21 protein-coding genes are annotated in these 19,236 nt (G+C 71.4%); 10 read left to right on the top strand and 11 right to left on the bottom strand.

Annotated elements, in window-relative coordinates; translation table 11 throughout:
* Nucleotides 1-13: 13 nt before the first annotated feature.
* Nucleotides 14-562, top strand: a complete 549-nt coding sequence (locus tag VK501_RS20570; protein WP_324340710.1) for a helix-turn-helix domain-containing protein — start codon at nt 14-16, stop codon at nt 560-562.
* A 27-nt stretch (nt 563-589) separates the two neighbouring features.
* Here the strand turns inward: VK501_RS20570 and VK501_RS20565 are convergent, their stop codons facing one another.
* From VK501_RS20565 to VK501_RS20550, 4 genes are all read right to left on the bottom strand, one after another.
* Nucleotides 590-1,654, bottom strand: a complete 1,065-nt coding sequence (locus VK501_RS20565; RefSeq protein ID WP_324340708.1) for an ABC transporter permease — start codon at nt 1,652-1,654, stop codon at nt 590-592.
* 10 nt (nt 1,655-1,664) lie between these two features.
* Nucleotides 1,665-3,230: a sugar ABC transporter ATP-binding protein gene (locus VK501_RS20560; protein WP_324340706.1), complete on the bottom strand. Its 1,566-nt coding sequence runs from the start codon at nt 3,228-3,230 to the stop codon at nt 1,665-1,667.
* Between the two features lie 19 nt (nt 3,231-3,249).
* Nucleotides 3,250-4,302, bottom strand: a complete 1,053-nt coding sequence (locus VK501_RS20555; protein WP_324340704.1) for a sugar ABC transporter substrate-binding protein — start codon at nt 4,300-4,302, stop codon at nt 3,250-3,252.
* Between the two features lie 229 nt (nt 4,303-4,531).
* The gene (locus VK501_RS20550) at nt 4,532-4,795 is read right to left on the bottom strand and encodes a DUF4242 domain-containing protein (protein WP_324340702.1); all 264 of its coding nucleotides are present in this window, start codon (nt 4,793-4,795) and stop codon (nt 4,532-4,534) included.
* A gap of 102 nt (nt 4,796-4,897) precedes the next feature.
* Here VK501_RS20550 and VK501_RS20545 point away from each other — a divergent pair, with 102 nt between their 5' ends.
* The 4 genes from VK501_RS20545 (at nt 4,898) to VK501_RS20530 (ending at nt 8,846) form a co-directional block, all read left to right on the top strand.
* Entirely contained in the window at nt 4,898-6,619 is a 1,722-nt protein-coding gene (locus VK501_RS20545; RefSeq protein WP_324340700.1) for an AfsR/SARP family transcriptional regulator, read from the top strand.
* 72 nt (nt 6,620-6,691) lie between these two features.
* Nucleotides 6,692-6,922, top strand: a complete 231-nt coding sequence (locus tag VK501_RS20540) for a 4-oxalocrotonate tautomerase family protein (RefSeq protein WP_324340697.1) — start codon at nt 6,692-6,694, stop codon at nt 6,920-6,922.
* Between the two features lie 145 nt (nt 6,923-7,067).
* Nucleotides 7,068-7,844 (top strand): hypothetical protein, encoded by a 777-nt coding sequence (locus VK501_RS20535; RefSeq protein ID WP_324340696.1) that lies wholly within the window; start codon nt 7,068-7,070, stop codon nt 7,842-7,844.
* A gap of 36 nt (nt 7,845-7,880) precedes the next feature.
* Nucleotides 7,881-8,846: a class I SAM-dependent methyltransferase gene (locus tag VK501_RS20530; RefSeq protein ID WP_324340694.1), complete on the top strand. Its 966-nt coding sequence runs from the start codon at nt 7,881-7,883 to the stop codon at nt 8,844-8,846.
* 16 nt (nt 8,847-8,862) lie between these two features.
* Here the strand turns inward: VK501_RS20530 and VK501_RS20525 are convergent, their stop codons facing one another.
* The 4 genes from VK501_RS20525 to VK501_RS20510 all read right to left on the bottom strand — a co-directional run bounded on the left by VK501_RS20525 (nt 8,863) and on the right by VK501_RS20510 (nt 13,128).
* Nucleotides 8,863-9,396, bottom strand: a complete 534-nt coding sequence (locus VK501_RS20525) for a manganese efflux pump MntP family protein (protein ID WP_324340692.1) — start codon at nt 9,394-9,396, stop codon at nt 8,863-8,865.
* A gap of 51 nt (nt 9,397-9,447) precedes the next feature.
* Nucleotides 9,448-11,139 carry a PQQ-dependent dehydrogenase, methanol/ethanol family gene (locus tag VK501_RS20520; RefSeq protein WP_324340690.1) on the bottom strand — a complete coding sequence of 564 codons (1,692 nt, stop codon included), beginning with the start codon at nt 11,137-11,139 and terminating at the stop codon, nt 9,448-9,450.
* A 12-nt stretch (nt 11,140-11,151) separates the two neighbouring features.
* Nucleotides 11,152-11,607, bottom strand: a complete 456-nt coding sequence (locus VK501_RS20515) for an MSMEG_3727 family PQQ-associated protein (RefSeq protein ID WP_324340689.1) — start codon at nt 11,605-11,607, stop codon at nt 11,152-11,154.
* A 114-nt stretch (nt 11,608-11,721) separates the two neighbouring features.
* Nucleotides 11,722-13,128, bottom strand: a complete 1,407-nt coding sequence (locus VK501_RS20510; protein WP_324340687.1) for a leucyl aminopeptidase family protein — start codon at nt 13,126-13,128, stop codon at nt 11,722-11,724.
* A 358-nt stretch (nt 13,129-13,486) separates the two neighbouring features.
* Between VK501_RS20510 and pqqB the strand changes: the two genes are divergently transcribed.
* Genes pqqB through VK501_RS20485 form a run of 5 tightly spaced genes read left to right on the top strand, consistent with a single transcriptional unit; the run spans nt 13,487 to nt 16,956 of the window.
* Nucleotides 13,487-14,383 carry a pyrroloquinoline quinone biosynthesis protein PqqB gene (pqqB, locus tag VK501_RS20505; RefSeq protein WP_324340685.1) on the top strand — a complete coding sequence of 299 codons (897 nt, stop codon included), beginning with the start codon at nt 13,487-13,489 and terminating at the stop codon, nt 14,381-14,383.
* On the top strand, nt 14,380-15,117 hold the full coding sequence (gene pqqC / locus VK501_RS20500) for a pyrroloquinoline-quinone synthase PqqC (protein ID WP_324340683.1): 738 nt from the start codon (nt 14,380-14,382) through the stop codon (nt 15,115-15,117). The genes pqqB and pqqC overlap by 4 nt, the downstream gene beginning before the upstream one ends.
* A complete protein-coding gene (gene pqqD / locus VK501_RS20495) occupies nt 15,114-15,377 on the top strand; it encodes a pyrroloquinoline quinone biosynthesis peptide chaperone PqqD (RefSeq protein ID WP_324340681.1) in 264 nt (87 codons plus the stop codon). The genes pqqC and pqqD overlap by 4 nt, the downstream gene beginning before the upstream one ends.
* Nucleotides 15,364-16,461, top strand: a complete 1,098-nt coding sequence (gene pqqE / locus VK501_RS20490) for a pyrroloquinoline quinone biosynthesis protein PqqE (protein WP_324340679.1) — start codon at nt 15,364-15,366, stop codon at nt 16,459-16,461. Before pqqD ends, pqqE begins: the two co-directional genes overlap by 14 nt.
* 42 nt (nt 16,462-16,503) lie before the next feature.
* The gene (locus VK501_RS20485) at nt 16,504-16,956 is read left to right on the top strand and encodes a heme-binding protein (RefSeq protein WP_324340677.1); all 453 of its coding nucleotides are present in this window, start codon (nt 16,504-16,506) and stop codon (nt 16,954-16,956) included.
* Between the two features lie 10 nt (nt 16,957-16,966).
* Here VK501_RS20485 and VK501_RS20480 read toward each other — a convergent pair whose 3' ends face one another.
* The 3 genes from VK501_RS20480 to VK501_RS20470 are packed head-to-tail and all read right to left on the bottom strand — an operon-like array spanning nt 16,967 to nt 19,200.
* Entirely contained in the window at nt 16,967-18,166 is a 1,200-nt protein-coding gene (locus VK501_RS20480) for a hypothetical protein (RefSeq protein ID WP_324340676.1), read from the bottom strand.
* The gene (locus tag VK501_RS20475; RefSeq protein ID WP_324340675.1) at nt 18,163-18,978 is read right to left on the bottom strand and encodes a tryptophan 2,3-dioxygenase; all 816 of its coding nucleotides are present in this window, start codon (nt 18,976-18,978) and stop codon (nt 18,163-18,165) included. Before VK501_RS20475 ends, VK501_RS20480 begins: the two co-directional genes overlap by 4 nt.
* A gap of 36 nt (nt 18,979-19,014) precedes the next feature.
* The gene (locus VK501_RS20470; protein WP_324340673.1) at nt 19,015-19,200 is read right to left on the bottom strand and encodes a hypothetical protein; all 186 of its coding nucleotides are present in this window, start codon (nt 19,198-19,200) and stop codon (nt 19,015-19,017) included.
* Between the last annotated feature and the right edge of the window lie 36 nt (nt 19,201-19,236).

Raw genomic sequence — 19,236 nt, 5'->3', positions numbered from 1 at the left:
ATAGATATAGGCCATGGCCGCACCGACCCGCACGCCGCGCAGCACCTGGATCGACGAGGGGTTGCGAGCCCTTTCCGCTGGTGGCCCCGACGCCGTCCGCATCGACTCGCTGGCCCAAGCGCTCGGCGTCACCAGGGGCGGCTTCTACTGGCACTTCGAGGACCGGCGCGCGCTGCTGGAGGAGATGCTCGACACGTGGCAGCGGGCGAGCACCGATGAGGTGCTCGAGCGCGTCGAGCACCAGGGCGGCGACGCCCGGACCAAGCTGCGGCGGGCGGGCGCGCTCACCTTCAGCGACTGGCTGCTGCCGATCGATCTTGCCGTCCGCGACTGGTCGCGGCGCGACCCGACGGTCGCCGAGCGCCTCCGACGCGTCGACAACCGCCGGATGGACTATCTGCGTTCATTGTTCGGAGAATTCTGTCCAGGCGAGGACGAGGTCGAGGCGCGGTCCATGCTCGCCTTCTCGCTGCTGATCGGCAACCACTTCATGGCGGCTGACCACGGCGCGCGTAGCCGCGCCGACGTGCTGGAGCTGGCCGTGAAGCGGCTCTTGGCCTAGATGAGTTGTTCCACGGGAACAACCCATCTAGCCGCGATCGCCTCCGCCCGGTGGGGCGTCCGGATGCGCCGGAGCGGCAGCCGCGCGCGGCCGTGTGCGGGCACGACCGGCCAGGCGACGCGCGTAGACGTCGAGGGCGAGCGCGCCGACGATGATGCACCCCTTGACGATGTCCTGGTAGTACGGGTTGATGTTGGCCAGGCTGAAGGCGTTGGAGATGATGGCGATGATCCCGAGGCCCACCGCCGTCCGCCACATCGCGCCGATGCCGCCCCCAAGGGACGTGCCGCCCACGACGACGATGGTGATGACGTCGAAGACGATGTTCGGGTTGATGTTCGCCTGGGCCGAGTTGAGCTGCGAGGCGGCGATGATGCCTGCGACGCCCATCGACAGACCGGACCACACGTAGGTGCTCCCGACCGTCGTGCTGACGCGGATGCCGGAGAGGCGGCTCGCTTCGGCGTTGCCGCCGACGGCATAGATCGACTGCCCGTACACCGTCCTGGCGAGGACCAGCCCGCCGGCGACGAGGGAGAAGATGAGGATCATCCCCGAGTACGGGAAGCCGTGCCAGCGGCCGGCCCCGACCGTGCCGAAGTCGGGGTCGTCGACGACGTAGGCGATGTTGCCGGTCACGACGAGCGCGATCCCGTTGAGGATGAACCCCGTCCCGACCGTCGTGATGAAGGGGTTGATCCTGGCTCCCTCGACGAGGACGCCGTTGACCAGCCCGATGGCGAGCCCCACCCCGAGGGCGGCGAGGAACGCGACGGCCGGGTCCTCGGTGCGGCCGACGCCGGCGGCGGTGACGGCGCAGAGGGAGAACCCGCTGGCGATCGAGAGGTCGAAGCCGCCCGCCAGGATGACGAACGTCATCGCCACGGCCATGATCCCGGCCGGCGCCCACTGCGAGAAGAGGTTGAAGATGTTCGTCCGGGTCGCGAACTCCGGGCTCGACGCCGCGACGACCGCGACGAGGACCAGGAAGGCGAGGACGATTCCGTACGTCCGCAACAGGACGGCGCCGTAGCGGCCTGCGTTCTGCGTCAGGCGGCGGGCGACGTGCTGCGCCGTGGGCGAGGTGGTCATGACGGCGGCGTCACGTCGCCAACCCGTTCTCCGCTCGCTCCTCGACCTCGAAGGCGAGCCGGAGAATGCGCTCGACGGAGGCGTCGGCGTGCCCGAGCTCGCCGATCAGCCGGCCCCGCGCGAGAACGAGGACGCGGTCCGCGCACTCGACGAGCTCCTCGAGCTCGGAGGAGACGATGATGATGGACATCCCCTCGGCAGCGAGGCGCCTGACCAGGGCGAGCATCTCCTCCTTCGCGCCGACGTCGATCCCGCGCGTGAACTCGTCCATCAACAGCACGTCGGGCCGCCGGTGCAGCCACTTGGCGACGACGAGCTTCTGCTGGTTGCCGCCGGAGAAGGAGCCCGCGGGCTCGCGGAGCCGGCGCGCGTCGAAGGCGAAGGGCCGCATGATCTCCGCGGCGCGCCGCAACCGCCGGCGCCCGCGCAGGACCGGCCCGGACGCAACGCTCCGCATGTCGGTCAGCGAGACGTTCGCCGCGGCGCTCAGGGAGAGGACGAGCCCCTGCGACTTGCGCTCCTCCGGAGCCAGGGCGATCCCCAGGGCGAGCGCGCTCCGCACCGTGCGCGGCCACGGCCGCTCCCGCCCCCTCACGAAGAGGCGACCGCGCGCGCCGGCGTCCGCCCCCGCGAGCGCCCGCAGGAGCTCGGTGCGACCGGCGCCGACGAGCCCGCCGAGGCCGAGGATCTCTCCGCGACGGAGCGTGAAGGAGATCTCGTCGAGCACGCCGGGGACGCTGAGTCCCTCGACGCGGAGAACCTCCTGCTCGGCGATCGTCCGCGGCTGCCGAGGCGGCTTCAGGAGGACGTGCCCGAGCATGGCGGTGACGAGGCCGTCCTTCGTCCAGCGCTCCACCGGTTCGGTCGCGACGATCTCGCCGTCGCGCATCACCGAGACCCGGTCGCACAGGGCGAGCACCTCGTCGAGCTGATGGGAGACGTAGACGGTCGAGACTCCCTCCTCGCGCAGCCCGCGGATCGTCTCGTAGAGGTGCGCGCGCTCGGCGGGACCGAGCGAGGCCGTGGGCTCGTCCATGATCAGGATGCGATGGTCGGCGGCGAGCGCCCGCATGATCTCGAGCATCTGCTGGTGGGCCACCGAGAGCGACGCGGCCCGCACGTCCGGGTCGATCGCGAGCCCGAGCCGCGCGGTCAGCTGCCTGAACGCTCGACGCGTCTCCGAGCGGGAGACGAACGGTCCGCGACGCTGCGGCCGGCCGAGGAAGACATTGGCGGCGGCCGACATCTCGGGCACGATCGTGAGCTCCTGGTAGATCGCGGCGATGCCGGCCCGCCGCCGAGCCCGCGGGTCGCCGTGCCGGACCTCGTGCCCGAACGCCTCCACCACCCCGAGATCCGGGGCATGGGCACCCATGATGATCTTGACGAACGTCGACTTGCCGGCGCCGTTCTCGCCCACGAGGCCGTGCACCTCGCCGGCGCGCAGGTCGAAGTCGACGTCGTGCAGCGCGCGGACGCCGGGAAACGACTTGTGGATGGCCCGCCCCCGGAGCGCCAGGGAAGCGGTCGCGGCCGCGTCCGTGGCGCCCTCGGGCTCGGTTCTCGCCTCGCTCAATCGGCCCGCCCCGTGCGCCCTAGTAACTCGGCCGGAACCTGGCGGCGTTCTGCTTGGTGACGTACAGCGACCCCAGGTTGGTCACCGGCGGCAGGTCGGCCTCGTTGACGTAGGCGTTCACCGGCTTGCCCTCGAGCGCCATGATCAGCGCGGTCCCGGCGTAATAGGACTCCTCGAACGGCAGGAAGATCGACGTCTCGTTCCAGGCGCCCTGCTTGACCCGCTGCACGCCGACCTTCGTCGCGCCGGTCGAGTAGATCCGCACGTCCTTGCCGGGCTTCTTGCCCGCGGCGACGATCGCCTGCTCCGCGCCACGGGTCATGTCGTCCCACGGGGAGATGACGACGTCGAGGTCGGGGTTGGCGCGCAGCGCGTCGCCGACCACCCGCAGCGCGACCCGCGGGTCGTAGTTCCCGGGCTGGTCGCTGACCACCTTCACGTTCGGATACTTCGCCTTCCCCTGCGCGATCGCGCGCTGCCACAGCGTGAACAGGTCCGAGCCCGTGAAGCCTCCGATCGCCGCCACCTTGCACGCGCTCTTGCAGCTGCGGAACGCGTAGTCGACGTGGTCGTCGAAGAACGCCTGCCGCACCATGGTCACGGTCGCCGCCACCCCGGGCGTGTGATCGGGGTCCTTGCACATCGGCACGTCGAGGGTGACGATCGGCTTGCCGGTCGGCTTCAGGAAGCGCTGCCACATGGTGCATCCCGGCGCCGCGGCCACCGGCGCGAACACGTAGCCGTCGAAGCCCTGCGCGACCGCGTCCTGCACCTGCCCCAGCTGCGTCTGCGGGGTGAAGTTGGCGTCGAAGACCTTGACGTCGAAGCCGTACTTCTTGGCCGCCGCTTCGATGCCCTTGAGCCGCGTCTGGCAATACGGGTTGTTGGTGCATTCCGCGAGGTAGGCGATGCGGTACTTCTTCGCCGGCTTCGCGCCCGTCTTGTCGAACGCGAGCACCTTCGCCGTGCCCGCAGGTTGGCTCGTCTCAGCGGGGGAGGTGCTCGCCGAGCCGTTCCTCGCGCCACAGCCCTGCGCCGCCAGGACGGCGGCGAGCAAGGGCACCGCCAGCACGGCGAGACACCGCCGCAACTGCCGATTCCGGTTCACGAGTCCCGCACCTCCGTGGAGAGGTCGATGCCACGTGCTTCGTCGCGACGATGCTAACGACATCCAGCTGCTCCAACGGCCGTCCGGTCCGCGTGCGCGCTGGCACCCGACGGGACCGTCAAGGGCAGAAGACCAGTCGGTGATTGCCAGAGATCGAGACCGTCGGTGCGTCAAACGGTCGGTGCGTCGAACCCTAGGGCGAGAGGTCGGTCTCGACCTCGTAGAAGCGCTCGAGCGGCAGCCCCAGCTCCGCGGCGTGCTGCTTGACGCTGTCGGCGTCGGGCGACTCGTAGAGGCAGAACGCCTTCATGCCGTCCGGGCTGCGGACGACGTGGGTGTGCTCCCAGGTGATCTGGGGATAGCGCGCCGCGCGGATCTCCTGGGAGCGCGCGGCGATCGCGTCGAGCTCGGCGCGCGTGACGTCACCGACCGTCCGTTCCAGGAAGTATCGTGGCATGGTCGAAGTCTCGCACGGCTGAGCATGCACCACAGGAGATCCGGGGGGAGCCCAGGCGTCGCGATCCACTTGCTCGGCAGGCCGAGGATCGAGCGAGACGGCGTGCCGCTCGCACCCCCTCGGGGTCGCAAGACCTGGGCACTGCTGACCTACCTGGTGCTCTCCGAGCGGTCGCCGCCACGCACGCGCGTCGCGTCGTTGTTGTTCTCGGAGGCCGCCGATCCGCTGGGGGCGCTGCGCTGGACATTGGCAGACCTGCGTCGAACGCTCGGCAGCCCCGATGCGGTGCAGGGCGACCCGCTCGAGCTGCGGCTTGGCGCAGACGTCTCCGTGGATGTCACGGGCGCGGCCGTTCTGGACGGTGAGCTGCTCGAGGGCATGACGTTCCCCTCCAGTCCGGTGTTCGACGCATGGCTCGGGGTCATGCGCCGATCGCTCGGCGGGGCCGCTCGCGCGCTCGCACACCACGAGGCGGTCGCCCAGTTGGCGGCCGGGAACCTCGACGGCGCCACTGAGCTCGCCACAGAACTCGTCACCAGAGATCCGCTCGACCAGCCGGGGCAGGAGCTGCTGATCCGTTGCCTCGCCCGTAGCGGGCGTCAGGCCGATGCCAGCCGGCAGCTCGCGGAGTGCGAGGCGCTGCTGATCGGTGAGCTCGGGATCACGCCGGGTCCCGAGCTACGGCTCGCGGCGCGCGAGCCCCTGGCACGGCCGGGCGCCGCCGTGGGGGACGCCGAGGCGGCGCTCGCGCAGCTCGAGGCGGGGGAGGCCGCGCTGGAGGCCGGCGCCGTCGAGCCGGGAATCGAGATCCTGCGCCGGGCCTGCGCCGAGGCCGCTGCCGCCGGTGACGCGGGCCTGGAGTCGCGCGCGCTCGTGACGCTCGGCTCGGCCTTGGTCCACGCGCTGCGCGGCCGTGACGAAGAGGGCGCGCTGCGATTGCACGAGGCTCTGCGGCTCGCTGACGGGTGCGGCGAACGGCATACCGCGGCGGTGGCATGCCGGGAGCTGGGATACATCGACACGCAGGCCGGCCGCAACGCGTCCGCGGGGCGGTGGCTGTCTCGCGCGACTGAGCTGTCGGAGGGCAACGACGAGCTCTGCGCAGTGTTGGGAGTCCGGGGCATGGCGCTGTCCGATCGCGCGTACTACGGCGGTGCGCTGGAGCTGCTGCACAAGTCCGTGGCGCGGGCGGATCGCTGCCATCGTCGTCGACAGGCGGCGTGGTCGCTGTCGCTCGTCGGCCGTGCGCATCTGCTGCGCGGCGACCTTGCGTTGGCGACGACGGCGCTCGACGAGAGCCTGGTGCTCGTTGCGGCGGAGCGTTGGACGGCCTTCCGCCCATGGCCGGAGGCGCTTCGCGCCGAGGCGTCGCTGCTCGGCGGCCGCCGGGACGAGGCGGCCAACGCCTTGGACCGCACCTTCCGTCTGGCCTGCCGCCTGGGCGATCCGTGCTGGGAGGCCATGAGCGTGCGGCTCGCCGGTCTGATCGCGCTCGACGCCGGCGACGTCACCACCGCGCGCGACGGGTTCGCCGACGCGGTGGTTCGCGTCACGCGCGTCTCGGACGCCTATGCCTGGGTGCATGCCTACGTCCTGGACAGCGCCGCCGCGCTGGCCGTCCGGACGGAGGCGTCGGATGCGGCGCAGATCGTCGAGCGGCTGACCGCGCTCGCCGAGCGGTGTGGCCTGCGGGAGATGGTCGTGCGCGCGCACCTGCATCGCGCACAACTCGGCCACGCGGAGTCGCTCGAGGCGGCACATCTGCTTGCGGCGGACATCGACAACCCCGCGCTCGCCTCGCTCCTCCCGCCGGTCCCTGCATGACGTTCACACGCCGGCTCACACGGTGCGTCCCTTCACTGCGACTCGTCGAACACCAAACGAGCGGAGGCTGCGATGCCGTACATCAACTGCCGTGTCATGGAGGGCGTCCTCGACGAGGACCAGAAGGCCGAGATCGCCGAGCGGATCACCGAGACGTTCGCCTCGGTGGTGGGCGAGCCCGTACGGGGCCTGACGTGGGTCGTCATCGACGACATGTCCAGTGGACAGCTGACGATCGGGGGCCGGCCGATCACGACCGAAGGCGTCACCGAGATCCTCGGCGGAGCCCCGGCAGGCGCGTAGCGACCAGTCACCGAGGGCGACGTGTCCGTCGCCCTCGGCGCGTCGCCTGCGTCGGCCGCGCGCGCAAGCGCACCGCAGGATGAGAATCTCCGAAGCGCGCGCCCGCGGCAAGGTTGCGTTTAGGACCGTGGGGCATGGTGTGGGCATGACCTCCCGCTTCTCGCGCGCACTGGCGTGCGTTGCCGTCTCGTCCACGCTCGGCCTCGGCGTGATCCTCGGCCTCACGGCCTGCGGTGGCAGCACCGCCTCCGCGAAGTCGGCGACCGACGCGGCTTCGGGCCTGACCGTCACCGTCACCGACGACCAGGTGAGCCTGAAGCGGTCGGCCAAGAGCACCTCGGGGACGGGCGGGACCTCGGGGACGGTCTCCTGCACCGACGACTACTCCAAGCTCGTCAAGGCCTCGGCGGTGCCCGCGCCGTCGCAGGCCTGGTACGCCACGACGCTCATCACCTGGCCGGCGGCCGCCAAGGAGAGCACCGCAACGCTCTCGCACAAGCTCGCGGGCGATCCGCAGCTCTGCGTCGTCGAGACGGCGGACTCCAGCGCCCAGGCCATCATCTACTTCGGCGCCAAGGTGAAGTCCGGCGTCGCGAAGCTCCAGACCGACACCGCACGCGGCCAGCAGGCGGCCCAGGCGACCGCCGCGCTGAAGTCCGCCGCGCAGACGGCGGTGTCCGGCGTGGCCAAGGGCGCGTTCCCCGCCGCCACCTCGATCGTCGAGACGATCACGGGGCAGGGCCTGGTCACCAAGCAGGCCGCCACCGTCCAGGGCGTGAGCGAGACCGGCACCGTCTACGTGGTCGCCGATCAGAGCTCGGCCAAGAAGCTCGTCCTCGCGCTGAAGGACGCCAAGGGCACGGTGCACACCGCGACGCAGGGCGTGAAGGGCTCGCCGAAGCTCGGGACCGCCACGCCGTGACGCAGATCGCACGAGCCCCTCGATAGGCTCCTGCGCGTGCAAGTCACCGACCGTGGGCCGATTCCGCCCGATGACCTGATCATTCGCATCGGCGTCTCGGCCGACCACTACACCACCGGCGACGAGCGCGCCGAGGTCTTCCGAAGCGTTGGCTGCGCCGGGTACCAGGACATCGTGTCCGCGCTGCCGCCCGACTGGACGTGGGCCGGTCGGCGGGTCCTGGACTTCGGGTGTGGCTCCGGCCGCATTCTGCGGTGGTTCGCACCGCACATCGACGACGGCATGACGCTGGTCGGCTGCGACGTCCACGAGCCAACGATCGCGTGGACGCGCGACGCCTACCCAGGCGTTGAGATCTACGCGAGCGCGGCCATGCCGCCGTTGCCCGAGCCGGACGGCTCGTTCGACCTCATCTACTGCGGGTCGGTGTTCAGCCACCTGACCGATTGGGCGCCGTGGCTGCTGGAGATGCGCCGACTGCTCAAGCCCGGCGGTCTGCTGGTCGCCAGCATCCACGGCCTCGGCCTCTGGAGCCAGGGCACGGCCGGCGCTCGAGGCGAACCGTGGGACGATGCTGCGACCGGCCTGCTGATCGAGCACTACGGCGCCGGCTTCGAGGACAGCTGGGGTCCGGCGGTGTATGCGTCGGAATGGTGGCTGCGCGAGTATTGGGGTCGAGCCCTCGAGATCGTGCGCTATGAGCCGTCAGGGTTCGCGCACCCGTCCGATCGGGGAGTCGGGCAGGCGTTGGTCGCCGCTCGCCGTCGCGAGGACCAGGACGCGCTGGAGGCGGGCGATCTGCTGCGTGTGTCTGATGATCCGCGCGAGCTGGCGGCGGCGGTGCGGGGGCAGCGGCTGGCCTACGAGGAGGTCGCTGTGCATCTGGCCAAGATTGCGTTGCTGTGGCGCGATGCCCAGGCCTTCCCGGAACTGTGGCAGCGGTTGCATGAGGCGAAGGAGCGGGTGGCCGAGCTCGAGGCTGAGCTGACGCAGCGGTCCTAGAAGACCGGTCGCCTGCTCAGCTTCCCAGGCCCAGCACCGTGGCCATGACCACGAGTGCCACACCGGTCAGGACGTCCGAGCGAACACGGATGACGTTCGCCGCCGCTCGCCCGATCTGCAGCCCGACGAACGACATGACGGCCGTGATCGCGCCGAAGATCGGAGCCGTGACCCAGGGGGAGAACCCGAGCAGGCCCAGGCTCGTGCCGGCGACGACGTTGTCCAGGCTCAACGGCAGCGGGAGGCCGAGCAGCGCCCGGAGTTGATCGAACTCCTCCGGGGCCGCGCTGCGCCACGCGTGCACGAGGAGGTACAGGCCGTACGCACCCAGCGCGAGCGCCCCGACATGCTCGGCTGCCGAGCCGATCCGCTTGTCCAGGTAATGCCCCACGAGGATGCCCGCCAGCGGTGCGACGGCGTCCCAGAACCCGAACGCCAGGGCGACCTGGCCGGCCTGGCGCCACTTGAGCCGAAGCCCCCCGAGGGCGATCGCGGTGCGGAAGTTGTCCAGGCTGAGCGTCAACCCGACAATGAGAAGATCGCCGATCATGTCGTCGTCCCGGTGATCTCGTCACCGGCGATGTCGCGGTCGAGGCTGCCGCTACTCCTCGGGCAGCGCGAAGACGAAGAGCGCGTCTCCGTGGGGCGCTCCGAACATCCCGGGGAGGAAGCCCTCCACCCACGATCCCCACCCGACCGGCACGGCGATGTACTGCCGTCCGTCGATGCTGTAGGTGGTCGGGCTGCTGTGGTGGCCGCTTCCCGTCTGGAACTGCCACAACAGCTTGCCGGTGCGGGCGTCGAAGGCGTTGAACTCGCCCGTCGGCTCACCGGCGAACACGAGGTCGCCGCCCGTGGCCAGCACCGACGCGCACATCGGCACGTCGTTGCGCCAGCGCCACACCTCCTTGCCCGTGGCGGGATCGAAGGCGCTCACGGACCCGGCCATGTCCTTGGAGTCCACGACGACGCCCGCTCCCCAGTACGGGATGCCCTCCTTGAACTCCCGGTGGCGCAGCGTGATCTCCGCGCCGACGTCCTGCACCGGGACGTAGAAGAGCTGCGTCCTGGGGCTGTACGCCGCGTGCGTCCATTCCTTCGCGCCGCCCGGTCCTGGCCAGAACCGGACCGGCTCCCCCTCGTCCTTAGGGAACACCTTGGCCGTCACCGTGCCGTCGGCGTCGATCTCGCCCCACGTGATGCGGTCGACGAAGGGCGTCACGCGGACCAGCTCGCCGTTCGTGCGGTCCAGGACGAAGAAGTACCCGTTCTTGTTGAAGTGCCCGAGCAGCTTGCGCCCATCCAGCTCGAACAGGATGTGCTCCATGTTGCTGTCGTAGTCCCACAGGTCGTGCGGGTTGTACTGGTAGTGCCAGCGGATCTCGCCGTTGTCGGGATCCACGGCGATGACGGAGTCCGTGTAGAGGTTGTCGCCCTCGCGGACGCTCCCGTCGAAGTCCGGCGCCGGGTTGCCGGTCCCCCAGTACATGAGGTTCAGCTCGGGGTCGAACGTGCCGGTGACCCACAGGTTTCCACCACCTCGTGCCCAGGCTTCGCCATCCGCCGGCCAGGTCTCGGACCCGGGCTCCCCGGGCCGCGGCACGGTGTACGTGCGCCAGACGTGCCGTCCGGTGTCGACGTCGAACGCGTCGAGGTGACCGCGCACGCCGAACTCCCCGCCGGAGCTCCCGACGATGACCAGGTCCTTCACGACCAGAGGAGCGACCGTGCCGCTTTCCCCGGCCTGCACGTCACCGTACGTCTTGTCCCACACGCACTCGCCCGTCTCGGCATCGAGCGCGAGCACATGCGCGTTCAGGGTGACGACGAAGACCTTGCCCTTCGCCACGGCGACGCCGCGGTTCACGTTGCCGCAGCAGAGCTGCGTGTCGGACGGGATCGCGTGCTTGTAGCGCCACAGCTCCTGCCCGGTCCGGCCGTCCAGGGCCCAGACCCAGCCATCCCAGCCCGAGACGTACATGACGCCGTCCACCACGAGCGGGGCGGCCTCGAACGAGTACGTCGACGGACCCGCGTACAGGCCGGACGCGCCGGCCTGGAACACCCACGCGGGAGCGAGCCGGCGGACGTTCTCGGTGTTGACGTGGTCCAGCGGGCTGTAGCGCTGCCCGTCGTAGGCGCCGTAGTACGTGAGCCAGTTCTGCGGTTCCGAGCGGGCCTCGCGAATCCGGTCGTACGTGACGTCCCGGACCACGGGCGGCGCACTCCCGACGACGCCGCTCAGCGATGCCTGATCGACGGCATGGCCTGCATCTACGTAGCTGTCTGTCATCACGTGCTCCTTCTACGATCGTGGCTGCGGCGGGCGGTCGAGGCGAGCCTCCGGCGGAGTGCTGCCCTGCACGACGATCGCCCCGATCAGGCCTTGGCCTTCGTCGTTGCCGATGATCGAGCTGAACCAGTAGCAACCCGGGCCGTCGAGCTCGAGGGTGGCGGTTCCGCGCGAGTTGTTCGGCAGCCAGAGGAACTGGTGGTCGCCGTTGCTCGGCAAGAGCGCGCAATGCGTGTTCTGGTCGTCGTTGGTGAGCTCGAGCTCGATCTCACCCCCGTGGGGCATGACGAGGATGGCGGGATCCCAGACCATCTCGTCGAGCGGGATCCGCACGCGGCCGCGGAGGCGGCCGTCAGGTCCCTCCGCGGCGTATCCGAGGCGGCGTCCGCGGAGCGGCAGCCGACCCAGCATCGACCCGACCTGCCTGTCTGATCCATGTAGCCCGGCGAGGGCGTCCATCTCGTTCATGGCAACCCCTCGGGGTCGTTGTTGAAGGCTTCGATACGGCGTGCTCAATCGTGCCATCGACGTCCGCGCCGGCGGCTGTCCCGTGTGCCGGATCGGACCGGCCCCGCGACCAACTCATGCTCCGGCCGCCGTGCTCAGCCGCGTGGCGAGCTCGATGAGCATGCGGACGCCGTAGCCGGTCGCGCCCGGGCCGAACGCGTCGCCGCGATCGTCGTCGACCAACGCGGGGCCCAGCATGTCGACGTGCGCCCAGGGCCCGTCGCCGGCGAACTGCTGCAAGAACGTCGCGGCGACGATCGGGAAGCCGAAGCTCTTTCCGGCGGTGTTGCGCAGGTCGGCCACGGTCGAGTCGATCAGCGGTCGATAGCGCGGGTGAAGCGGCCACGGCCAGGCGAGGTCGCCACTGGCGTTGCCCGCTTCGACGACGGCGTCACGCCACGACTCGTCGGCCGCGAAGACGCCGGCGTAGAGGTCGCCCATGCCTGCGCGCAAGGCGCCCGTCAGCGTCGCGAGGTCGACGAGGTGGGTCGCGCCGTCGCGGCGTGCGTACCACAGCGCGTCGGCCAGGATCAGGCGCCCCTCGGCGTCGGGATTGGTCACCTCGACCGTGAGCCCGGCAGCGGTCCTGACGACGTCGGTGGGCCGGATCGCGCTGCCGCTCAGCATGTTCTCGCAGGCCGGCACGACACCGGTGACCGACAGGGGGAGGCCGAGCTCGGCGATCGCGCCCAGCGCCGCCACGACCGCCGCGCCGCCCGCCATGTCGGCCTTCTGGCGGACGATGTCTGCCTGTGGCTTCAGGAAGTAGCCGCCCGTGTCGAACGTGACCGCCTTCCCGACGAGCGCCAGCCGCGGTGCGTCCGGCGCGTCGCGCGGCTCGTGCCGGAGCACGAGGAGCAGCGGCCGCGCCGGGCTGCTCGCGCCGACGGCGGCGAGCGCGCCGAGCCCGGCCTCGCCGGGGTCGACGGTCTCGGCCCGAAGCCCCGGGAAGGCGGTCGCCCGCTCCGCGAGCCCCGCCGGTGAGATGACGTTCGGAGGCGCGTCGACCAGCTCGCGGGCGACGTTCGTCCAGCGCGCGACGAGCGCTGCGCGGTCGGCCACGGGCGCGAGATCGTCGTCGCAGCCGCAGATCACGAAGCGCTCGACGCCGCGCGGCCGCTCGCCGCTGCGCCAACGGCGGGCCTCGTAGCCGCCGACGACGGCGCCTTCGGCCAGCGCGCGGACCTGCTCTGCGACGGGGAGCGGCAAGGACGTGTCGAGTGCCCACGCGACGGTCCCGCCGCCCCGGCACGCGCGCACCGCCCGCGCCGCAGCCGTCCGCAGTCCGTCGACGTCCGGCTCGAGCGCGACGACGGCGAGCGGCGCGGGGTCGGTGGGGTTCCCGTACACGATCGCGACCGGATCGGCATCCGCAACCGCGCGCGGGGGGGCACCGAGCTGCGAGGCGCGCGGGCCCACCGCGGCCGCGACGAGGTCGGCGCCGACGGCGTACGGGTCGGCCGCGGCTACGGCGACGTGCATCGGTTCGGCTCGATGCTGCGCATCGTGGTCGCCACGGCTGTGCCGGAGGCCCGTCCTTGCGCACGGCGTGCGCTGCCCCTCGGGCGTGGTCTCGTCCAAGGGCTGGGACGCACTGGCCCCCGGGACGATGCCCGTCGGCGGGTGTTGCGGGCAGATTCCCTCCGAGTCAAGCCCGCGTTCCGGAGCGTCCTGCTCGACCACGCGGGTTCTACCGATGGAGAGGGTCTTATGGCGTGGATCAAGCCGGAGTTCGAGTTCGTGGACCTTTGCTCAGAAGTCACGTCCTACCTGCACCACCGATAGAAGGCTGCGGCCGCCGTGAGGCCCGGTGCCTCCCGCGTCCCGCCTCCTCTGCCACGTGCGTGTTCACCTTCTCGGCTCGGCCGCCGGCGGCGGCTTTCCACAGTGGAACTGCCGATGCGCGATGTGCGAGGCCGCACGGGCGCGTGTGGGGGCGCGCCCCCGTACGCAATCGTCGCTGGCGATCCGCGGCGACGAGGGCCCGTGGTTTCTCGTCAACGCCTCGCCGGATCTGCGCCAGCAGCTCGAGACGCTCACGCCACGGCAGGTCGACGGCGTCCGCACGCCGCCGGTCGCGGGCGTGCTCCTGACCGATGCGGAGATCGACCACACGGCAGGGCTGCTGCTCCTGCGCGAGTCGACGACGCCCGTGCGCGTGTTCGGCGATGAGGGCGTCGAGCGCGCGCTGCGGAGCGGGTATCCGGTGCTGACCATTCTGGAACGGTATTGCGGGGTCGAGTGGCAGACCCTTGAACCCGGGTGCGCGCGGCCGCTCGAGGGGTCGAGCCTGACCGTCGAGTCGTTCCCGGTGGGCGGCGACGCACCGCGCTACCTGGACGGGTCAGACGTCGAGCTCGGGGCGACCGGATTCGTCTTCCGCGACAGCGCCGGCGGCGGCGTCGTGACCTACGTCCCCGGCCTCGCCCGATTGGACGACGGCGTCCTGACCCGGCTCGGAACCAGCGATCTCGCGCTCGTCGACGGGACCTTCTGGCACGACGACGAGCTCGCCCGGCTCGGCATCTCGCCGCGCAGCGCGCGCGACATGGGACACGTGCCGCTCTCGGGGCCAGAAGGAACGCTCGAGGAGCTCGCGCGACTGGAGCGACCCCGCAAGGCGGTCGTCCACATCAACAACACGAACCCCATCCTGCTCGAGGACTCTCCCGAACGCGACGCGGTCCGCCGCGCGGGCGTGGAAGTCGCCTACGACGGCCTCGAGATCGAGCTATGACCGAGAGCGCCACGAGACCGACGGGCGCGCGCGCGCCATGGCGCCCCGAGGAGTTCATCGCCCGCCTGCGCGCGCAGGGCACGCGCTACCACGACCAGCATCCGTTCCACCGGCGCATGGACGCGGGAGACCTCACGCCCGACGAGCTGCGGCGCTGGGTGGCGAACCGCTTCTACTACCAGAAGTGCATCCCGTTGAAGGACGCGGCGATCCTCTCGAACTGCCCCGAGGTCGCGGTCCGGCGCGAGTGGGTGCGGCGCATCATCGACCACGACGGAGCGACCGACGGAACGGGCGGCATCGAGTCGTGGCTGCGGCTCGGCGAGGCGCTCGGCGTCTCGCGAGGAGAGCTGCTGTCCGAGCAGCGCGTCGTCCCGGCCGTGCGCTACGCCGTCGACGCCTACGTGAACTTCGCGCGCCAGAGGCCGTGGATCGAAGCGGTCGCGTCCTCGCTCACCGAGCTGTTCGGGCCGGCCGCGATCCGCGTGCGGCTCGAGGCGCTCGAGCGCCACTACGCGTGGATCGATCCCGCGGGGCTCGAGTACTTCCGCACACGGCTCGTGAAGGCGCCACGCGACGCGCAGTACGCCCTTCACCTCACGCTCTGGCGCTGCCGGACGCACGAGCAGCAAGAGGCTGCCGTCGCTGCGCTCCGCTTCAAGACCGAGATGCTGTGGGCGCAGCTGGACGCCATCGACCGCGGCGACACGCAGCCGCCGGGGCCGGACGGATGACGCGTCCGCGCCTCGTCACCGGCGCGCGGCTTCTGTATGACGAGGTGCGCGGGGAGCACGTGCTGCTGGTCCCCGAGGGTCTCGTGCGGCTCAATCCCACCGCGGCCGAGGTGCTCGAGCTGTGCAACGGGAAGCGGTCGCTCGATGAGATCGTCATCGCCCTCTCTGCGCGCTACGAGGGCTTCGATCTCCGCGACGACGTCCGCGGGCTCGTCGACGCCATGACCCAGCGAGGACTGGTGATCGATGCCGCAGCGTAGGCCGTTGACGCTGGTCGCCGAGCTGTCCTACCAGTGCCCGCTGCACTGCCCGTACTGCTCGAACCCCCTCGACATCGGCGGCGAGACGCATCGCGCCGAGCTCGCGACCGGGCACTGGATCCGGACCTTCCGCGAGGCGCGCCGGCTCGGCGTCCTGCAGCTCGCGCTGACCGGCGGCGAGCCGATGCTGCGCCGCGATCTCGTCCAGCTGTGCGCGGCCGCGCGCGACGCCGGTCTGTACTCGTCGCTGATCACCGCCGGCACGCTCTTCACGCGCGAGCGCGCGGAGGCGCTCAAGTCGGCCGGGCTCGACCACGTGCAGATCTCGCTCCAGAGCCCGAACGCCGAGGACAACGACCGCATCGCCGGGAACCGGTCGTTCGCGAAGAAGATCGCGGCCGCGCGCCTGGCGAAGGAGCTCGACTTCCCGCTGACGATCAACTGCGTCCTGCACCGCCAGAACCTCGATCGGATCGCCGAGCTGCTCGACCTCGCGCTCGAGCTCGGGGCGCAGCGGCTCGAGCTGGCCAACACGCAGTACTACGGCTGGGCCGTCCCGAATCAGGAGGCGCTCATGCCGTCGTGGGAGCAGCTGCGGCGCGGGGAGGAGGCGGTCCAGCGCTTCCGCGAGCGTGTCGGCCCGAAGGTCGACGTCCTCTGGGTGCTCCCCGACTTCTACGAGGAGCTGCCGAAGCCGTGCATGGGCGGGTGGGGCGCGACGGCGATGGTGGTCGCGCCCAACGGCGACGTGCTGCCCTGCCAGGCGGCGTCGACGATCCCGGGGCTGCAGCTCGCCAACGTCCGCGAGCATCCGCTGGACTGGATCTGGAACGAGTCCGACGCCTTCGCGCGCTTCCGCGGGACCGACTGGATGCAGGAGCCGTGCCGCACGTGCCCGCTCGGACGCCAGGAGGTGGACTGGGGCGGCTGCCGCTGCCAGGCGCTGCGGCTCACCGGCGACGCGGCGGCCGCGGATCCGGTCTGCCGGCTCTCGCCGCATCACGACCGCGTCGTCTCGGCACGCGAGTCCGCGCAGACCGATCGGTTCCTGCATCGCACGACGAAGCGACCGGCGCATCTCTGAGAACACGTCACCAAACCACCAACACCACACCAGGAGGCAGCAGTGGCACTCTCCACCAACACCAACAACGACGGCGGGACTGCGACCCGGTCGGCACGGACGGTCACGCTCAGCGGCGGTCAGGCCATTCTCGAGGCCGCGCGGGTCAAGGCCACGGAGATCGGCGTGCCGATGAACATCGCGGTCATCGACGAAGGCGGCAACCTCGTCGCCTTCGCCCGCATGGACGACGCGTGGCTGGGCTCGATCGACATCGCGCAGAGCAAGGCCTATACCGCGCGCGCGTTCGACATGCCGACCAAGGACCTGGCGCCGCTGGCCCAGCCGGGCGGCCCGCTGTACGGGATCGAGGCCAGCAACCGCGGGCGCGTGATCGTGTTCGCCGGCGGGATCCCGCTCGTCTCCGACGGCCGCGTGGTCGGTGCCATCGGGGTCAGCGGCGGGTCCGTCGAGCAGGACCAGGAGGTCGCCGAGGCCGGCGCGGCCGCGTTCTGAGGAGCCGACCTCAGCCCAGGGACGCCACGGCGTCGCCCAGCGCCCCGATCGCGGCGTCCAGCTGCGCGTCGGACAGGTAGGGCGCGGGGCCCAGCCGCAGGAACTCGCCGCGGCTGTCGGTCAGCACGCCGCGGCGGGCCAGCGCGTCCCGCAGCGTGCCCGCGTGGGCCGATCGCAGCGCGAGGAAGCCGCCGATCCGCCCCGGCGGCGTGGAGCGGTCACGGCTGACGACGGCCGCCGGCAGGTCGAGCGCGTCGAAGCCGTGCGCGAGCCGCGCGACCTGGTGGCGGTAGCTGTCGCGCAGCAGCGCCGGGGTCATCTGCTGCTCGGCGAAGAAGCGCAGGACGCGGGCGCCGCGATAGTGGCTCGTGGGGTCATAGGTCGCGCCGGCGAAGCGCTGCGCGCCGCGGCCGTAGGCGACGCGCTCGCCGGCCCGGCGCTCGGCCAGCGCGCCGAACTCCGCGTACCAGCCGGTCACCGCGGGGCGCAGCGCGCCGGCGTGCGCGGGCACGCGCAGGAAGCAGTTGCCCTCGCCGAGCTGCAGGTACTTGTAGCCGCCGCCGACGATCCACGCCTGCTCGAGCCCCTCGTCGCGGATCGAGAACGGCACGGGGCCGAGCGCGTGGTAGACGTCGACGAGCAGCTCGGCTCCGTGACGCGCCGCCCCCTGCGCCGCGGCGCGGAGGTCACCGACGACGCCGCCGGTCTCGAAGAGGACCGCGGAGGCCAGGACCGCGGCGGTGCGATCGTCGATCGCGGCGGCCAGCCGCTGTCCGAGCGTGTCGGCCGGCGCGGCCGCGACGCGGACGACCTCCAGGCCGGCCTCGGCGGCCCGGTCGAGCTGGCGGCGCAGCGTGTGGAACTCGCCGTCGGTGGTCACCAGGCGCGGCCGCCGGCGCAGGTCGAGGGATGACAGGAACCGCACGACGAGCTCGTGCGTGTTGACGCCGAGCGCGATCTCCGCCGCCGGATCGTCGAGGAGCGCGCGGAAGCCGTCGCGGACCCTGTCGGCCTTGGCGAAGGCGAGCGCCCACTTCTCGTCGGCGTGGCGCGCCGCGTCGTCGAACGCCTCGAGCTGCCCCTCGCGGGCGACGTCGGGCCATGCCTGGTGGGAGTGGCCCGACAGCAGCAGCCGGTCGGCGACGCCGAAGCGCGAGTAGTGCGGCGCGAGGGCGTTCGGGCTGCGACGCAGGTCGTCCAGCGCGATCACAGGCGGCTGCGCACCGCCCACAGATCGGGAAACGACGGGCGGAACAGCGTGCGGCGCAGGTACTCGGCGCCGGCCGAGCCGCCCGTGCCGGGCTGCCCGCCGATCGTGCGCTCGATGAGCTTGACGTGGCGGTAGCGCCATTCCTGCACGCCCTCGTCGACGTCGACCATCCGCTCGCAGATCTGCGCGCCGAGGCGCTCGTCGCCGTAGACCCGCAGCAGCACCTCCTGCACGCCGGCGTGCGACTCGTACTCCGTGCTGACGTCGCGGTGAAGCGCCTCGGCGGGCACCTCGTAGCCGCATCCGCGCAGGTAGCGCAGCAGCGAGTCGAAGACCGCGGGGCGCGTCATCGCCGCGCTGATGGCCCGGTGGGCGGGCCCGTCGACCGCGTGCGACGCCAGGCCCCGCTCGTCGCGACCGCCGAGCACGGCCTCCAGCTCGCGGAACTGGGCCGACTGGAAGCCGCTGGCCGGCCCGAGGCGGTCGCGGAAGCTACGGAACTGCCGCGGCGTCAGCGTCTCCAGGACGTCCATCTGGCCGACGAGCGTCTTGAGGATCGCGAGCGCGCGCCGCAGCGTGTGCAGGGCGCTCGTCGCGTCGCCGGCCTCGAGCCTGCGCTGCAGGTGCGCGAGCTCGTGCAGCAGCTGCTTGAACCACAGCTCGGAGACCTGGTGGATGACGATGAACAGCATCTCGTCGTGCTCGTCGGAACGTGGCCGCTGCGCGGCGAGGATCTCGTCGAGGCCCAGGTAGGCCCAATAGGACACGGGCCGCTCGGCGCCGGCGTCGTCGGGTGCGTCGTCTGGAGCCATCACCACCATCATGTCGCGGACGGCGGCCGGCCACCGCTACTCGCTGGCCGAGAACTCCCAGATCGCGATCCCGAGCATGGCCAGGCCGAGCGCCACGATCACCGCGGCCTCGAACAGGGCCGGCAGGTGCCAGCCCCGCCACGTCACTCCCGGGTCCAGCGTCCGCCGTGCGGCGGCGCTGATGTCCAGGTGCGAGGACACCAGGCGGCGCATCGGATCCACGGCAGGGGCGATCCGCGCGCCGTTACCTCCCTGTTA

Source organism: Baekduia sp. (genome assembly GCF_035318805.1).
GTDB lineage: Bacteria > Actinomycetota > Thermoleophilia > Solirubrobacterales > Solirubrobacteraceae > Baekduia.
The sequence above is the reverse complement of the archived record's forward strand: the minus strand, read 5'-3'. Positions and strand labels throughout refer to the sequence as shown.

What these genes read in the sequence shown, in the direction of transcription:
- VK501_RS20550 (WP_324340702.1), bottom strand. Translation starts at nt 4,795, where the DNA reads ATGCCACGATACTTCCTGGAACGGACGGTCGGTGACGTCACGCGCGCC.
- VK501_RS20540 (WP_324340697.1), top strand. Translation starts at nt 6,692, where the DNA reads ATGCCGTACATCAACTGCCGTGTCATGGAGGGCGTCCTCGACGAGGAC.
- VK501_RS20565 (WP_324340708.1), bottom strand. Translation starts at nt 1,654, where the DNA reads ATGACCACCTCGCCCACGGCGCAGCACGTCGCCCGCCGCCTGACGCAG.
- VK501_RS20535 (WP_324340696.1), top strand. Translation starts at nt 7,068, where the DNA reads ATGACCTCCCGCTTCTCGCGCGCACTGGCGTGCGTTGCCGTCTCGTCC.
- VK501_RS20525 (WP_324340692.1), bottom strand. Translation starts at nt 9,396, where the DNA reads ATGATCGGCGATCTTCTCATTGTCGGGTTGACGCTCAGCCTGGACAAC.
- pqqC (WP_324340683.1), top strand. Translation starts at nt 14,380, where the DNA reads ATGACCGAGAGCGCCACGAGACCGACGGGCGCGCGCGCGCCATGGCGC.
- VK501_RS20515 (WP_324340689.1), bottom strand. Translation starts at nt 11,607, where the DNA reads ATGAACGAGATGGACGCCCTCGCCGGGCTACATGGATCAGACAGGCAG.
- VK501_RS20570 (WP_324340710.1), top strand. Translation starts at nt 14, where the DNA reads ATGGCCGCACCGACCCGCACGCCGCGCAGCACCTGGATCGACGAGGGG.
- VK501_RS20510 (WP_324340687.1), bottom strand. Translation starts at nt 13,128, where the DNA reads ATGCACGTCGCCGTAGCCGCGGCCGACCCGTACGCCGTCGGCGCCGAC.
- VK501_RS20475 (WP_324340675.1), bottom strand. Translation starts at nt 18,978, where the DNA reads ATGGCTCCAGACGACGCACCCGACGACGCCGGCGCCGAGCGGCCCGTG.
- pqqE (WP_324340679.1), top strand. Translation starts at nt 15,364, where the DNA reads ATGCCGCAGCGTAGGCCGTTGACGCTGGTCGCCGAGCTGTCCTACCAG.
- pqqD (WP_324340681.1), top strand. Translation starts at nt 15,114, where the DNA reads ATGACGCGTCCGCGCCTCGTCACCGGCGCGCGGCTTCTGTATGACGAG.
- VK501_RS20520 (WP_324340690.1), bottom strand. Translation starts at nt 11,139, where the DNA reads ATGACAGACAGCTACGTAGATGCAGGCCATGCCGTCGATCAGGCATCG.